The organism is Streptomyces sp. NBC_01465, from assembly GCF_036227325.1.
GTDB lineage: Bacteria > Actinomycetota > Actinomycetes > Streptomycetales > Streptomycetaceae > Streptomyces.
Genome location: NZ_CP109467.1, coordinates 4,565,228 through 4,580,492 on the forward strand (window position 1 = coordinate 4,565,228; position 15,265 = coordinate 4,580,492).

15 protein-coding genes and 1 tRNA gene are annotated in these 15,265 nt (G+C 69.4%); 8 read left to right on the top strand and 8 right to left on the bottom strand.

The annotated features are described in order from the left end of the window. Positions 1–200: 200 nt before the first annotated feature. Positions 201–1,337, bottom strand: a complete 1,137-nt coding sequence (locus OG707_RS21535; protein WP_329120708.1) for an ABC transporter ATP-binding protein — start codon at positions 1,335–1,337, stop codon at positions 201–203. Between the two features lie 182 nt (positions 1,338–1,519). Between OG707_RS21535 and OG707_RS21540 the strand changes: the two genes are divergently transcribed. After that, a tRNA-Thr gene (locus tag OG707_RS21540) sits at positions 1,520–1,593 on the top strand. Positions 1,594–1,653: 60 nt separating this feature from the next. Here OG707_RS21540 and OG707_RS21545 read toward each other — a convergent pair. Continuing rightward, positions 1,654–2,394: a hypothetical protein gene (locus OG707_RS21545; RefSeq protein ID WP_329120710.1), complete on the bottom strand. Its 741-nt coding sequence runs from the start codon at positions 2,392–2,394 to the stop codon at positions 1,654–1,656. Positions 2,395–2,626: 232 nt separating this feature from the next. On the opposite strand from OG707_RS21545, the gene OG707_RS21550 reads away from it, so the two are divergent. Then, positions 2,627–3,157: a CAP domain-containing protein gene (locus OG707_RS21550; RefSeq protein WP_329120712.1), complete on the top strand. Its 531-nt coding sequence runs from the start codon at positions 2,627–2,629 to the stop codon at positions 3,155–3,157. Here the strand turns inward: OG707_RS21550 and OG707_RS21555 are convergent. The 5 genes from OG707_RS21555 to OG707_RS21575 all read right to left on the bottom strand — a co-directional run bounded on the left by OG707_RS21555 (position 3,147) and on the right by OG707_RS21575 (position 8,241). Next, positions 3,147–4,136: a quinone oxidoreductase family protein gene (locus OG707_RS21555; RefSeq protein WP_329120714.1), complete on the bottom strand. Its 990-nt coding sequence runs from the start codon at positions 4,134–4,136 to the stop codon at positions 3,147–3,149. The two genes, OG707_RS21550 and OG707_RS21555, sit on opposite strands and share 11 nt — an antisense overlap. Before the next feature lie 115 nt (positions 4,137–4,251). Next, positions 4,252–5,988 (bottom strand): WD40 repeat domain-containing protein, encoded by a 1,737-nt coding sequence (locus tag OG707_RS21560; RefSeq protein WP_329120716.1) that lies wholly within the window; start codon positions 5,986–5,988, stop codon positions 4,252–4,254. Next, a complete protein-coding gene (locus tag OG707_RS21565; RefSeq protein WP_329120718.1) occupies positions 5,985–6,770 on the bottom strand; it encodes a nucleic acid/nucleotide deaminase domain-containing protein in 786 nt (261 codons plus the stop codon). Before OG707_RS21565 ends, OG707_RS21560 begins: the two co-directional genes overlap by 4 nt. Before the next feature lie 15 nt (positions 6,771–6,785). Next, positions 6,786–7,376: an SUKH-4 family immunity protein gene (locus OG707_RS21570; protein ID WP_329120719.1), complete on the bottom strand. Its 591-nt coding sequence runs from the start codon at positions 7,374–7,376 to the stop codon at positions 6,786–6,788. A gap of 46 nt (positions 7,377–7,422) precedes the next feature. Then, positions 7,423–8,241 carry a nucleic acid/nucleotide deaminase domain-containing protein gene (locus OG707_RS21575; protein WP_329120721.1) on the bottom strand — a complete coding sequence of 273 codons (819 nt, stop codon included), beginning with the start codon at positions 8,239–8,241 and terminating at the stop codon, positions 7,423–7,425. 251 nt (positions 8,242–8,492) lie between these two features. Here OG707_RS21575 and OG707_RS21580 point away from each other — a divergent pair, with 251 nt between their 5' ends. The 6 genes from OG707_RS21580 to OG707_RS21605 are packed head-to-tail and all read left to right on the top strand — an operon-like array spanning position 8,493 to position 13,784. Beyond that, positions 8,493–9,956 (top strand): ATP-binding protein, encoded by a 1,464-nt coding sequence (locus OG707_RS21580; protein ID WP_329120723.1) that lies wholly within the window; start codon positions 8,493–8,495, stop codon positions 9,954–9,956. Beyond that, positions 9,953–10,384, top strand: coding sequence for a roadblock/LC7 domain-containing protein (locus tag OG707_RS21585; protein WP_329120726.1), 432 nt, complete (start codon positions 9,953–9,955; stop codon positions 10,382–10,384). Before OG707_RS21580 ends, OG707_RS21585 begins: the two co-directional genes overlap by 4 nt. Further along, entirely contained in the window at positions 10,381–10,731 is a 351-nt protein-coding gene (locus OG707_RS21590) for a DUF742 domain-containing protein (protein ID WP_329120728.1), read from the top strand. The genes OG707_RS21585 and OG707_RS21590 overlap by 4 nt, the downstream gene beginning before the upstream one ends. After that, the gene (locus OG707_RS21595; protein WP_329120730.1) at positions 10,709–11,329 is read left to right on the top strand and encodes a GTP-binding protein; all 621 of its coding nucleotides are present in this window, start codon (positions 10,709–10,711) and stop codon (positions 11,327–11,329) included. Before OG707_RS21590 ends, OG707_RS21595 begins: the two co-directional genes overlap by 23 nt. Further along, positions 11,326–12,669 (top strand): cytochrome P450, encoded by a 1,344-nt coding sequence (locus tag OG707_RS21600; protein WP_329120732.1) that lies wholly within the window; start codon positions 11,326–11,328, stop codon positions 12,667–12,669. The genes OG707_RS21595 and OG707_RS21600 overlap by 4 nt, the downstream gene beginning before the upstream one ends. After that, complete coding sequence (locus OG707_RS21605; protein ID WP_329120734.1) at positions 12,579–13,784, top strand: cytochrome P450 family protein; 1,206 nt, start codon at positions 12,579–12,581, stop codon at positions 13,782–13,784. The genes OG707_RS21600 and OG707_RS21605 overlap by 91 nt, the downstream gene beginning before the upstream one ends. Before the next feature lie 55 nt (positions 13,785–13,839). Here the strand turns inward: OG707_RS21605 and OG707_RS21610 are convergent, their stop codons facing one another. Beyond that, positions 13,840–15,231, bottom strand: a complete 1,392-nt coding sequence (locus tag OG707_RS21610; RefSeq protein WP_329120736.1) for an NAD(P)/FAD-dependent oxidoreductase — start codon at positions 15,229–15,231, stop codon at positions 13,840–13,842. Positions 15,232–15,265 lie beyond the last annotated feature (34 nt).

The following is a 15,265-nucleotide window of genomic DNA, read 5'->3' on the forward strand; positions in this document are numbered from 1 at the left end:
GCGTAGCGGCCAGTGATGATTTGGCGACATTTAGTCACTCTCCCGAGGGATGGTTCGACTCCCCTTTTCGAATCGGGTGTTGACGAACAGGGCTCGAAATGACGGGTCTGCCGGGGTATTTGTCGACACCTGACGGCAACGGCCTGCGGCCCCGCACCGAAGTGCGGGGCCGCAGGCCGTAGTTGATGAGCGGTTCAGCGTCAGTCGCTGAGGCGCTCGCCCGTCGAGGTCGAGAAGACGTGGATCTCGCCCGGACGCGGGACGACGTGCAGCGAGGTGCCCTTCTCGGGGACGCGGCGGCCGTTGACGCGGACGACGAGGTCCTTGTGCTCGCCGTTGACCTCGGCGGAGCCGTAGACGTAACCGTCGGCGCCGAGCTCCTCGACGACGTTGACGGCGACGGCCAGACCGGCCGGGGCGTCGCTGGCGTCCTTGGTGAGGGACTTCGCGGCCTCGCCGTTGTGCTCGACGATGTCGAAGTGCTCGGGACGGACACCGACGGTGACCGTGCTGTCACCCTTCGCCGCGGCGGCGTCGAGCGCCTCGCGGGAGACGGGGACGACGCTGTTGCCGAACTTCACGCCGCCGTCGGTGATCGGGACCTCGACCAGGTTCATGGCCGGGGAGCCGATGAAGCCGGCGACGAAGAGGTTCTTCGGGCGGTCGTACATGTTGCGCGGGGAGTCGATCTGCTGGAGCAGACCGTCCTTCAGCACGGCCACGCGGTCACCCATGGTCATGGCCTCGACCTGGTCGTGGGTGACGTACACGGTGGTGATGCCGAGGCGGCGCTGCAGCGACGCGATCTGCGTACGGGTCGAGACACGGAGCTTGGCGTCGAGGTTCGACAGCGGCTCGTCCATGAGGAAGACCTGCGGCTCACGCACGATGGCGCGGCCCATCGCCACACGCTGGCGCTGACCACCGGAGAGCGCCTTCGGCTTGCGGTCCAGGTACTCGCTGAGGTCGAGGATCTTCGCGGCCTCTTCGACCTTGGCGCGGATCTCGGCCTTGTTGACGCCGGCGATCTTGAGCGCGAAGCCCATGTTGTCGGCGACGGTCATGTGCGGGTACAGCGCGTAGTTCTGGAACACCATCGCGATGTCCCGGTCCTTCGGCGGCAGGTGCGTGACGTCACGGTCGCCGATGCGGATCGCACCGCCGTTGACGTCCTCGAGACCGGCCAGCATGCGAAGGGAGGTCGACTTGCCACAGCCGGAAGGACCGACGAGAACGAGGAACTCGCCGTCCTCGACCTGGATCTCCAGCTGGTCCACGGCGGGCTTGGTGGAGCCCGGGTAGATACGGGTGGCCTTGTCGAACGTTACTGATGCCATGATCGCGTAGCTCCTTCACCGGCAGGAACGTGCCGGACGATCCGAGTAAAGGTGAGTGGTGTAGTCCACATGGGTGAACTGTTTCGAGACGCTACCTGGCGTTTTCCGGTCTGTCAGTAGTCCAGAGCACACCAAAATTTCGGACCGGGGCTGCGGTGGTGTTGGTTACACTGCTCCGGTATGCCTCCTTAGCTCAGCTGGCCAGAGCAACGCACTTGTAATGCGTAGGTCATCGGTTCGAATCCGATAGGGGGCTCGGAAAAGCCCAGGTCGGCAGCTGCTGACCTGGGCTTTCTTGTCGTGCGGTGGGTTGGCGTCAGTGGCCTGCGGTCGTGAGCTTGACGGTCTGCGGGGTTTCCACCTCTGTCGGACCGACCGTGGGGTCCTCTCCGGTGACGTTGAAGGTCGCGAAGTACTCCACCGTGGTTCCCACCGTGCCGACATCCAGATACACGGGCAGCGTCTGCTTGCCGAACTTGGTCGTGAGCCGGAGGGTGACGGAGCCCTGAGCGGTGAGGTAGCCGTCGTAGTCCGCCACCGCCACGTGCTGCTTGTCCGTTCCGACGGAACCCGTGAAGCCCTTGCAGGTGGTAGCCGCGCTCGACAGAGCAGACATGACCTTGTCGGCATCTCCATCTGCGTACGAGGCGAGACGAACGCGCACCATGACCCCGGACAGGTTCTTCGCGACCGCGCTGCGCTCCACGGCCGCAACAGGCTTGACGGCTCCGGCAGTTGCGCTCAGCGCGTCGGCGACGGGCTGGCAGGCCGGCTTGTCGGCCACCATGTGCTCCCCGCCGATCGGGCCGGACGCCGACTTGGGAACGGTCACCTCGTAGGTCGCGACGTCGCTGCTCTTGATCGCGGCACTCTCGAGTTGCTTGCGTGTCAGCGCCGCCTTCTCGCCGGACGCAGCCTGCTTCGCGGCTGCGGAGCTCTTCCCTGCCGACGCCGAGGGCTTGTCCGCCTTGGAGCCGCTGTGCCCTCCGCACCCTGTCGTCAGCAGCAGTGAACTTGCCGCTACCGCCGCCAGGGCTATTCCTGCCTGCCTGCGCATGTCTCTCATCTCTGACAGTGAGCGGACGCTCCCGCCTGGTCTGTGCCACATACAACAGCACCCGGCTCTCCTCGGAGGGGGCTGTCCGGAAGGTCACGTAAGCCCGGTGTGACTGCGCCGGTCCGGGCTTTTTGCTGCTCTGGGGTGCATGTCTGCCGCTCCGGGGCTTGGGGGCGGCGCAGGCTGCTGGTGGCGCGGGTGGCCCGGGCCGGGGTTCGGCAGGAGGTTGGCCGTGAGGCGTGTTGTGGTCGCTCTGGTTGCGGCGTTGGTGGTCGGGGGCGGGGTGGGGCCCGTGCGGGCTGCGGAGTCTGTTGCGTACGGGCGTGAGGGGGCGCGTGCCTACTACCCGGACGTCGAGCGGATCGTCTGTGAGATCAATCAGGAGCGGGTGCGGCGTGGGCTGGTTGCGCTGGGGATCTCCGACGCCGCTTCCGGGGTTGCCCGGGCGCACGCCCGGGACATGGCCAAGCAGGGCGAATTGTCCGGGGTGGGCAGTGACGGGCGGGATCTGAGGACCCGGCTGGCCGATGCGGGGCTCTACTCGGCGTACGTCTCCGAATACATGCTCGCCGGGTATCACCACGACGGCTATTTCGCCGACATGGCCACCGATCCCGATCCCCGCAATGAGTTCTACAAGGTGCTCATGGACCGGAAGGTCTCGGCGATCGGGATCGGGTACGACCGTGACTACTGGGACGTCGACCTGCTGGGGCCGCACCGGAAGCTGGTGACCCGGGCGCCGGCCTGCGTCAGGGATTGAGGCGTACGACGTACTTGCCCTCGCCGCGGCCCTCCGCGAGGAGCTGGTGGGTTTCGGGGACCTCTTCGAGATACGCCAACTCGGTGAGCGGGACGGTGAGTTGGCCGGTCGCCGCGAGTTCCAGGACGCGGGACAAGCCGGCCGCCGCGCGGTGCGGCGCGTTGGCCCACATCTGGCTGATGCTGAAGCCGCTCACCGTGTGATTGCCGCCCATCAGGCGCCCGGCCGCGGGCAGCGGCTCCGGGGTGCCGCCGCCCGCGTTGCCGAAGAGGACGATGCGGCCCCCGTGGGCGGCGAGTTGGAGGTCCGTCTCCAGGAGGGCGGTGCCTTGGGGGTCGAGGATGATGTCCACGCCCGTGCCGCCGGTCGCCTTGAGGACCGTCTCGGTGAGGTCTTCGGTGCGGGGGAGCGCGAGGTCGTAGCCGGCCTGGAGGGCCGACTCGGCCTTCTCCGGGCGGCCTACGGTGCCGATGCGCAGGCCTCCGCCGAGCGCGGGCACCAGTTGCGCGACGGCGCTTCCCACGCCGCCGGACGCCGAGTGCACCAGTACGGTCTCGCCGGGTCGGATGCGGGCCGCGTCCGTGAGCAGGAGCAGCGCGGTCGCGAGCATCAGCGGCGCCGCCGCGGCGAGCGCCATCGAGGCCCCGTCGGGTACCGGGGCGGTGTGCTCGGCGCGGGCGACGGCCACCTCGGCGAGGCCGCCCTTGCCGGTGAAGGCGGCGACGCGCGTGCCGACGGCGGGGGTGGTGACGCCGGGGCCCAACTCCCTTACGGTGCCGGACACTTCGGTGCCGGGTGCGTACGGCCATCCTGTGCCGTAGGCGGTGTCGCCGCGCCGGACCATGACGTCGACGAAGTTGATTCCCGCGTAGGCCACGTCGATGGTGACTTCGCCCGGTCCCGGGCGGGGTGCTTCGAGTGTGCGGATTTCCGTGCGGTCCGCGGTCTGCGAAGGTCCGGTCATGATCAGCGACTGCATGATGTCTCCTGCTCCCGTACGTCGATGAGGCCCAGGATGTCGCGGGCGGCCGTGGTGACCAAGGTGCACTTCGCGCCCGCAGCCATCGGGGATCGTGATGGTTCCAGGTCAGGGACTAGGTCCAGAGACTTGTTGTGTTGAGCCGTAGTGCGTACGTGCCCTCGGGGCCCGCGACGACGAGGTGGCAGTCGCCGGTGGGGGTGGTGGTGAGGGCAAGCGCGTGGCAGGGCGTCAGCAGGGGGATCGCGTGCACGCGGCCCGTGTTGACCTGCCACAGGTGGACGCGGGCGTCGGTCCAGGCGACGGCGAGGACGAGGCCCTGGGGGGTGTGTGCTGCGGACATCGCGGTGACGAACGCCGGGCGCTGCTCCACGGGTTCGGGCAGGGGGTCTGCGGCGGTGGCCCAGAGTCTGACCGTGCCGTCCATGGCCGCGCTGAAGACCAGGACGTCCGGGGCGTCGGGGGTTGGGGGCAGGCAGGTGACGGCCGTGATGGGGGAGGCGTGCAGGGCGTGGGAGTGCGGGGTGGACTGTGCTGCGTCCGGGCCCCAGACGTGGGCGTTCCCCTGTTCGTCGCCGACGACCGTGGTTCCGGTGAGGGGGCACTGGCCGAGGGCCGTCGGGCGCAGCCGTGGGTCCTTGAGCGCGGCCTGGCCGTGGTGGAGGGCGATGCGTTCGACGGCGGCGCTGGCGCCGGTCTCGCCGGCGACGGGGTGGAGGGCGCCGGTGTCGGCGAGGTGGAGCGCGGATCCGTCCTGTCGTACGGCAATGGCCTGCGGGCGTACGGGAGTTGGTGCTGTCTGCGTTCCGGTGTGCGCGCCGGTCGTCGGGTCGAGCAGGGTGAGGTCGCCCAGGGGGCCTGCGGTGAGCAGGGCGTCGGGGGTCCGGGCCAGTGCGGTCACGGGGTGGTCGGGGCGGGACCATGCGGCGGTGAACCGGTGCTGTTCGGCGAGCGGGCGCAGGTACTGGGCGAGGTTCGGGCTGGAGCCGAGGGCCGCGGTGTGGAGGAGGGCGGCGCGCTGGGTGAGGCTGTGTTCGGTGTCCGAGAGTTGCGGGGCGGCCTGCCGCCAGGTCTCGCGGAGGCCGCGCGGCGTCAGGATGCGTTCGTCGGCCAGGGTGGCCGCGATCGCCACCGCTGAGCCGTGTACGAGGAACGCCGGGTCGGTGATCAGGGTGCGTACGGCCTGTACGGGGTCGGGCTCCAACAGCGCCTGGTCGAGGGCGTGTTCGGCTGCCCGGGGAGGGGCCAGGTCCCAGCGGGGTCGGCCGTCGGATGCGCGGGGGACCTCGTCGGAGGGGGCGTCGGTTTCGTACGGCCCGTGGCTCGTGCTCCCGGTGGTGAGGGACTCCGCTCCGGGCCAGGTGCCGAGGAGGTCGCTCTCGCCGACCTCGACGGCGGCGCGGACGTACGGCAACTGCAGCAGGGGGACCAGGAGTTCGTCGACGATGGTGCGGGGGCGGGCCGCCGGCAGGTCGGCGGGTCCGCGGCCGGCGCGGTGCAGGTCGGGGACGAGCAGGAGCAGGGGGCGTGCGTCGGCGGCGATGCGGTCGAGGAGCCGGTGCGGTGCGAGGGGGCCGTAGCCGAGTTGCCGGCCGAGCTCCCAGGCGAAGGCGTCGGTGAACAGTCCGGCGGAGAGCACGGTCGCGTGTGCGGTCGTACGGGGATGGCTCGGGGCGCCGGCCAGGAACCAGGCCAGGAGCTGGCTCTTTCCGCTGCCCCGGGCGCCGCGGATCAGGCAGACGCGGGTGCGGTCCGGGGCGGTGTCGGCGGCCCAGGCGAGGAGCGCCGGGCCGTGGGTGGCGGTGACGGCCTCGCGGGGAGGCCAGGCTGTTGTGTCCGGGGGTGCCGTCAACTGCCTTGCACCGCGCTCTCGTTGAGGCGGCGGATGCCTTCGGCTCGGGAGGCCGCCGTCTCACCGTAGGGGAAGGTGTGCGTCATCTGGGCGTCGGGGAAGATCTCCGCGAGCCACAGCGAGCAGTAGTGGCCGGGCAGGAAGCAGGGCTGGAGGTCGGTGTGGATGCGCTGCACCCGGTCCGCGGGGACTCCGGCCGCGTGCAGCGTGGACCACAGCCGCTCTTCGGGGTGTTCGCCGATGGCGCCGGACTGGGTGAGGATCTGCTTGGTTCCGTCGGGGCCGATGTATTCGAAGGCCGCGTAGTTGGGGGCGCTCGCGGTGTCGCGGATGTCGTCGAGGACCAGGGGCCACCAGTCCTCGCGGTCGCCGAACGCGCCGGGGTCCTGGGCCCGCAGGCTCTCCGAGAGCCGGTCGAAGGCGCGGGACGCGGTCTGCGGATCGTCGGTGCTGAGGATGGCCTCCAGCGTCCGGCGGAGCTCCAGCAGGCCGTAACGGAAGGCCTCCGGTGAGGAGTTGACGAAGCGGTCCGTCTCCTCGAAGTCCAGGAGCACCGCCTTTACGGTGTTGTTGGGGTCGACACAGAGCTCGTAACCGCCGTCGCTGCCGAGGCGCAGCCAGCCCTCGCACTCCTCGCGCACAACCTGGCGGCCGACGGATTCGGCGTACGCGCCGAGGGTGGCGGGGTCGTCGGTACGGGTGCTGAAGTACGGGCCGGCCCGGAAGGGGACCTGGATGCCGGCGATCGCCCGCTCGTCGTCCTGGGGGGTGTTGTCGGTCACCGGGGCGGCGCTCCTTCAGAAACTGGCTTCGGGATCCACAATGTACGTGAGGACTTTGAACCATTGGGATTCCGGGTTCGTGAGGGCGGCCGGATCCACGTCGCTCATCGCCTCGCGGATACGCAGCCGGATTTCTTCGTGCTCGGCCCCCGTACAGCGCGCCCATTCGCAGTTCTCGTCGCCCAAGTCGATGTGCGGGCATTCGGTCTTGAGCAGGTACAGGAAATGGACGAATGACCGCAGGCTGCTGTTGAGCAGATAGATCTCGCCGTCCTCGGGGAGGCAGTAGACCTTTCCGTCGGCCGGGTCGAACGCGGCGCCGTCGTACGGCATGACCCCCAGGCTGATCCAGCCCGCAGCCCCCTCGGGGACGTGCTCATAGCGGTCGGCGGGGTCCTCGCCCCAGTCGGCGACGGTCCCCAGCTGTTCGTTGATCTTGCTGTCGAGGTCCATCCACGGGTTGTCCCAGACCGGGAGCCCCAGAGTTCCCAGCACGTCTCTGGCGTCCGTGTCCGAGACCGGACCCAGGACGCTGTCCGGCACGGTGATCAGCTCGTGCGGTGCGAAGGCGGCGTCGAGCATGCTGCGGGTGAGTGTGGATGCCACGTCTTGCGGTCCTCAATCTGGCAACTGGCGGGAAATATATGGGAGTTTATCGAGCCAGTCTCAGGCGGTCAAGATATGCCTCCATTTTGGAATTTCCGAGCTTCCTCTGGTCTTCGTTGCCGTATTCGACACTGTGGGACACCTGGGTTCCCGGGAATCTCTCCGCCATCCAGGCGCTGCAATTGGCCCCCTCGTTGCAGGGCGACCGCTCCGTATAGAGCTCTCTTATCCGGGACGGTTCCCCCTCTCTGAGGAAGGGGGTTCCTATCATCCGCTCCGAATGCCGGTATCCGTTGCTGCGGCCGACGAGTATGAAATCCCCGCTGCCGTCCGCGCTGGTGACGCGTGCCGCCGCGTAGTTGTTGCTCGTGAAGCTGCCGTCGGCCAGATGGGTGCCGTAGCTGTTGTCCGCGTGGCGGGCCAGCTGGGTTGCCTGGGCGAGGTCGGTGGAGCCGAGCGGGACCTGCTGCGAGGACGCCTGGGGGCGGGGCTTGGTGCCTCCCTCGGCCTTGTTCTTGAGTGCGGCGTTCCGCTCGCCCCTGACGGGGCGGCCGATCGACTTCTCGTCGAGCCCGAGCCTGGCCCTGTCGGCGTCCGTCAGGTCGGAGTGGGTGCGGTCGCCGTTGAGTCGGCGGATGCTGCCGTCGTCCGCCATGTGGTAGATCGGCGTGTCCTCGCGCTTGGCGAGTTTCTCCAGTTCGCGGGCGGTCGCGATGTCGTTCTTGGCGTGGTTGTCGGCGACCTTCTTCAGCCGCGTCCCGGTGTCGTGGTAGAGGTCCTTGACCACTTTGCCGGCGCGTTCGCCCAGAGTGTGGCCCAGCTTCTCCGCACCGTTCTCCAGTGCCTTGGTGATCGGATTGGGCACGCGAAAGACACCCCCGTCGGTCAACTTCACGCACTTCTGCGGCAGAAGTTAGCGCCGAGTGGGCAACGGTTGTGCAAACAGATGCTGTTGATACGTCCATGGATGCAAAATGCCGGTCCAACGGCGACTTTCGGCCATGATCGGCAGATCTGTTGCATCTGCGGTCGCGACCCGCTGTCCTTTTGTGATCGTCTCAACTGGCTCTGTCCGCAAGCGGATTGGGCTGATTCCCTTCCATTGAGGATCTATTGATGACGCAGATACCGGAGGCGCTGCCCTGGGCAGCGGCTGTGGTCATGGCCGCCGCTGCCGCAGTCGCGGTGCACCTCATGCTCCGGGCCCGCCGCTCGGCCTCCGGCCTCAGGGCCGAGCTCCTGGCGACCGCCACGGCAGCGGAGGGCCGCTACCAGGCGATGGAGGTGAGCCTGAGAGCGGACGCCCAGACCGCGGACGCGCAATTCCGCTCCGTGGAAGCCGGATTGAGGGCCGAGGCGCACGGCGCCGGGCTCGCCAGGCTCTCCGCCGAGGAGCGGTACGGACAGGTGGTCAAGGAGGTCGAGCACCTCGCCGACGTACGACTGCCCGCCCTGGTCACGCACCTCAGGCACCGGCACGTGCCCGTCCCCGGCACCCTGGACCCCTCGCTCACCCACACCGACGTCGGCTCGCTCCTGGACAGTGCGCTCAACCAGGTCGCCCAGGTCATCGTCGACACGGAGCACCGCGTCGACGAGGGTGCGCAGGCCGTGCTGCGGGACACCACAGCGAGCATTCAGGCCAAGAGTTACCGGATCCAGTCGATGATCGAGGAGATGCAGTTCCTCTACGACGATCCGAAACTCGCCGAGCAGCTGCTGAAGCTGGACCGTACGAACGAGGAGAACCTGCGCCAGATCCAGGCGACAGGTGTTCTCTGTGGCGCCTGGCCGGGTCTTGCGCGCGCCGACTCGCACCTCGGGGACATCGTCGCCGGTGCGCAGTCCCGTATCCCCGGCTACCAGCGCGTCCAGGTCACCAGCCAGCTGAACGTGCCCGTCGGGGTCGTGGCCCGCGCCGTGGAGCCCCTCGCCGTCATCGTCGCCGAGCTCCTCGCCAACGCCGTGCACCACACGCCCCAGGGGTCACGGGCCGTCGACGTCAGCCTCCACCAGGTGCAGACCGGGGCCTGCGTCCTCATCGACGACCCGGGCGTCGGAATGACCGACGAGGAGCGGGAGTTCGCGGCACGGATGCTTTCAAGCCAGCAGTCGCTGCTGCTGACACATCTCGGGGACCCGCCGCGCGCGGGGTTCGCGACCATCGGGCGCCTCGTGAAGCAGTTCGGCTTCACGGTCACGGTGGACAAGCCGAGTTCGTACGGCGGTGTGCGTGCCGTCGTGTGGATCCCCGACCACCTACTGCTGCTCATGGATGAGGAGGCCCAGCCCATGTCGGCCATGTCCCCGGCGCTGCGCACTCCCGTACCCGAAGTGCGGGAGAGGGACGTGGCACCGGCACCCGCGGTGACCGGGGACGCCGTCGACCTGCCGCGCCGCCGGCGGCAGCGGCGCGCCGTGGAGCAGGGGCCCGCGGTGCAGGAGGAGACGGCGGGGGGCGCCGTACCGGTGATCGATCCGGAGCAGGCGGCGCAGACGTGGGGTGCCTGGCACAGCGGTACGCAACGGGGGGCGGAAGAAGCTCAGTCCACCGAACAGGAAGAAGGCCCCTCGTCATGACCGTTCCCAAGCGCCCCCTCCTCAGGGACATGTCCTGGGTGCTCGCGCCTCTGATGGAGGTGCCCGGCGTCGTCCATGCCCTGGTGCTGTCCGGGGACGGAATGATCCAGGGCGCCTCCGAGAACCTCACCAGGGAGGCCGGCGAAGGCGCCTCCGCCATGGCCTCCGCGCTCCAGGGCGCGGGCAAGGAGCTGGTCAGGAATCTCGCGGGCGAGAAGGACAGCCCGGTCCTCCACCAGGTGGTGGTCTCCACGACGTACGGTTTCGCCTTCCTCATCCCGGCGGGCGACAACACCGTCATGGCGGTGTTCGCGCGCTCCACCGTCGACATGGGTGTGATCGCCCACGCGATGCAGGTCCAGGTCGCGAAGTTGGGTGCCAAGGCGATGAGTTCACCCGCGCGGGTCCGGGACGGTGTACGGGGATGACCCCGGCGCCTCGTCGACGGCTCGTGCCGTCCTTCCTGGCCGCCGACAGCGTCCAGCCGACGCGCAACACCCTGGACCGGGTCACCCTGCTGTCCGCCACCGGCATGGCATCGACGGACGACCTCTCCCATGTGAAGCGCCGTCTGATCGACCTCCTCCAGGGCGGCCCGCTCGCCCTGCAGGAGGTCGCGGCCCGGCTGGTCCTGCCCGTGAGTCTGGTGCGTGCGCTGGTGGCCGATCTGGTCGACAGCTCGCACATCGGCGCCCGCGCCCCCATTCCCGAAGCCAGAGTGCACGACCCCAAGCTCCTGGAGGCGGTCCTCGATGGACTCCGCAGTATCCGATAGCGCCACCTATCTCGACAGCGCCGAGATGACGCTGCTGAAGATCGTGGTGACCGGAGCCTTCGGCGTCGGGAAGACCACGATGATCAACGCCCTTTCGGAGACGGCCCCGTTGCACACCGAGGAGGTGATGACGGAGGCCGGTGCCGCCGTCGACCACCTGGTGGGCGTACGGGACAAGGCGACGACCACCGTCGCCATCGACTTCGGCCGCCGTACGCTCCCGGGCGATCTGGTCCTGTACTTGTTCGGTACGCCGGGCCAGAAGCGGTTCAAGCCGCTCTGGGAGGACATCGCGCGCGGTGCGCTGGGCGCGGTCGTCCTGGTCGACACGCGCCGCCTCGACGCGTCCTTCGATGTGATCGACATGATCGAGGAGCAGGGGCTGACGTACGCGATCGCCGTCAACGCCTTCCCCGACGCCCCGCACTACCCGCCGGAGGTGCTCCGCGACCACCTCGATCTGGAGCCGCACACGCCGCTGGTGGTGTGCGACGCCCGGCAGACCACGTCCTCCGTCGACGTACTGATCGAGCTGGTCACCCACCTCCTCTCCCAGCCCGTACCCGAATCCGCACCCGCCGCCCTGGACGCCTCATGACCGTGCCGCATTTCCGAACTGCCTATATGCCCCTGGCCGTTCCGCTGTACGGGGAGGAGTTCGCGGCCGACCCCGGCAGCGTCTACGCCCGGCTGCGGGCCTTCGGTCCGGTCGCACCCGTCGAGATCTCCCCCGGTGTCAGTGCGTACCTCGTCACCGATCGGCAGGCCGCGCTGGAGCTCCTCAACGACACGGAGACCTGGGCGAAGGACCCGCGGATCTGGGAGAGCGGGCTGCCGCCGGAGTCGCCGGTGAAGCCGATGCTGGGATGGCGGCCCAACGCGCTGTTCAACGACGGCCAGGCGCACCGGCGTTACCGCTCGGTCATCACCGACAGCTTCGCCCGGATCGAACCGCACAGATTGCGCCAACAAGTCGCGGACATCGCCGACGGGCTGATCCGCGAATTCGGGGCCACCGGAGAGGCGGACCTGGTCGGCCAGTACGCGCGCCCGCTGCCGCTCGTCCTCTTCAACGCGATCTTCGGGATGCCCGAGGAGGACGGCCCGCGACTGGTCTCCGCGCTGGGCGGGATGTTCGACTCGAAGCCCGAGAACGCGATCAAGGCGAACGAGGACTTCGGGCAGTACATGGCCGAGCTCATCGGGCTGAAGATGGAGAAGCGCGGCGACGACCTCACCAGCTGGTTCATGGACCACCCGGCCGGTCTCGCGCCCGAGGAGCTCGCCGCCGAGGTCGTCCTCACCATGGCGGCCGGTCAGGAGCCGACCACCAACCTGATCTCCAACAGCCTCTCGCGCATGCTGTCCAACCCGGACTACTACAGCACGCTCTCCAACGGCGCCCTCACCGCGCACGACGCGATCAACGACGTGCTCCGCAACGAGCCGCCGATGGCGAACTACAGCGCCCACTTCCCCCGCAACAACGTGCATTTCCACGGCACTTGGATCGCGGCGAACCAGCTGGTCCTCGTCTCGTACCACGCGGCGAACACCGCCCCCGACGTCCTGCCGGGCGGCGACGGCGGCTCCGGCGACAGCGGGTCGCGCAGCGACGGCGGAGCCCACCTCGCCTGGTCCGCGGGGCCGCACGCCTGCCCCGTGAAACAGCCCGCCCTGCTCATCGCGATCACCGCGATCGAACGGCTCACCAGCCACCTCGGCGATCTCGAACTGGCCGTACCGCGCGAGCAGTTGCAGTGGCGGCCAGGCCCCTTCCACCGGGCACTCGCGCATCTCCCGGCTCGCTTCACCCCGATCACCCCTCAGAAGACTGGAGTCACGCCATGGAGCAGCCCCTCGTCATCGACCCGGCAGGCCGGGACATCCACGGAGAGTCCGCTGTCCTCCGGGAGCGCGGTCCCGCGACCCGTGTAGTGATGCCGAGCGGCGTGGAGGCCTGGGCCGTCACCAGTCATGCGCTGCTCAAGACGCTGCTCACCGACGACCGCGTCAACAAGGACCCCAAGAACTGGGGTGCCTGGCAGCGCGGCGAGATCACCCCGGACATGTGGATCTACACCTGGGTCGCGGTCAACAACATGTTCACGGCGGCGGGCACCGACCACCGCCGGCTGCGCAAACTGGTCGCCCCCGCCTTCACCGGCCGCCGTATCGAGGCGCTGCGGCCGACGGTCCAGAAGATCGCCGACGGGCTGCTCGACGCCATGGCGGAGGCGCCTGACGGCCGCGCGGATCTGCGCAGTGCGTACGCGCATCCGCTGCCGATGCAGGTCATCTGCCACCTGTTCGGGCTGCCCGAGCACCTCCAGCCGCGCATGGCCGAGCTGGTCGAGAGGGTCTTCGACACCACCATCGAGGACGCGGCGGCCAACTTCGCCGAACTCCAGCAGATGCTCGTCGACCTCATCGCGCTCAAGCGCGCCGAACCGGCCGACGACATGACCAGCGTGCTGATCGCCACCCGCGACGACGACGGCACCCGCCTGAGCGAGGCGGAGCTCGCGGACACGCTGCTGCTCATCATCAGCGCGGGTTTCGAGACCACGGTCAACCTCATCGGCAACGCGGTCCGCGCCCTCCTCGACCACCCGGAGCAGCGCGAGGTCATCACCACCGACGGCGCGGCCCGCTGGTCGGACGTCATCGAGGAGACCCTGCGCTGGGAGCCGAGCGTGGCCCATCTCCCCCTGCGCTACGCCCTGGAGGACATCGAGCTCCCTGACGGCCAGGTCATTCCGAAGGGCGACGCGATCCTGGCGGCGTACGCGGCGGCGGGCCGCGAGCCGGAGCTGCACGGTGCGGACGCGGACGTCTTCGACATCGACCGGGCCAAGAAGGAGCACCTGGCGTTCGGCTACGGCGTCCACTTCTGCCTGGGCGCCCCGCTGGCCCGCCTGGAGGCGGACATCGCGCTCACGGCGCTGTTCGCCCGCTTCCCCGGCCTGGCGCTGACGTCGAAGGACCTCACGCCCGTCGAGTCGTTCATCTCCAACGGCTCGCAGGAGATCCCGGTGGCGCTGAAGGGCTGACGCGTTCCCTCAGGCGTGCCCGGGCCCTGCGGCCGGGGCACGCCTGAGGTGTTTCTCAGTGCCGGCCCGACAGCCGGTCCGCGTACTGGGCGATCTTGTCGGTCTCCGTGGTGCTCGCGGTCAGTTCGCGCCGGTCCGCGCCCCGGTACGCCGCGTACATGCTGTGCACCGCGAGCCAGCGCAGCGGCTCCGGCTCCCAGTTGCGGACCTTGTGGTTGACCCAGGGGAGCGTCGTCAGCTCCGTGGGGCCGCCCTGGCCCGAGTCCTGCTGGATGAGGTCGCGCAGGGTGCGGGCTGCGAGGTTGGCGGTGGCGACGCCCGAGCCGACGTAACCGCCCGCCCAGCCGATGCCCGTCGAGCGGTCCAGGGTGACCGTGGCGCACCAGTCGCGCGGGACGCCGAGCACACCCGACCAGGCGTGGTCGATACGGGCGGAGGCGAGGGAGGGGAAGAAGCGGGTGAGGATCTCGCGGAGGTCCTCGATGGTGCCGGGCTGCGTACGGCCGTCGTTGTCGGTCTTCGAGCCGTAGCGGTACGGGACGCCGCGCCCGCCCAGCGCGATGCGGTCGTCGGCCGTGCGCTGGGCGTACATGTACGCGTGCGCCATGTCGCCGAGCGTCTCGCGTCCCTCCCAACCGATCGCGTCCCAGGCCGACTTGGGCAGCGGCTCGGTGGCGATCATCGAGGAGTTCATGGGGAGCCAGGCGCGGTGGCTGCCCTTGAGGTTCGCGGTGAAGCCCTCGGTGCAGCGCAGGACGTACGGGGCGCGGACCGTGCCGTACGGGGTGACCGCGTGCTTGGGCTTGATCTCCGTGACCGGCGTCGACTCGTGGATCGTGACGCCCAGCGCCTCGACCGCCGCCGCCAGGCCCTTGACCAGCTTCGCGGGGTGCAGGCGGGCGCCGTGCGGGGTCCAGGTCGAGCCGACCGCGCCCTGGACGCGGATGCGCTCGGCGGTCTCGCGTACGCCGTGCAGGGTGCGGTCGGTCTCGCCGAAGGCGATCTCGACGGCGTGGAAGGCCTTGAGGCGCGCCAACTGGGCGGGCGTGTAGGCGACTTCGAGTACGCCGCCCTGGTGGATGTCCGCGTCGATCGACTCGGCGGCCGCGGTCTTCACGACCTCGGTGACCGTGTCGTTCATCGCCTGCTGGAGGCGGACGGCCTGCTCGTGGCCGTGGAGCTTGGCGTAGCGGTCGCGGCCCGCGATGCCGTTGTAGAGCCAGCCGCCGTTGCGGCCGGAGGCGCCGTAGCCGCAGAACTTGGCTTCCAGGACGGTGATGTTGAGGAAGGGGACGGCCTTCTTCAGGTAGTACGCCGTCCACAGGCCGGTGTACCCGCCGCCGACGATCACGACGTCCGCCGACGTGTCGCCGGGCAGGGGCTCCCTCGGCGCCGGGAGGCCCTCCTGCGCGTACCAGAACGATATGCCGCCGTTGACGGTGCTCATGTCGATGTGTCCCCTGCTCTCGCCAGCCTGTGTC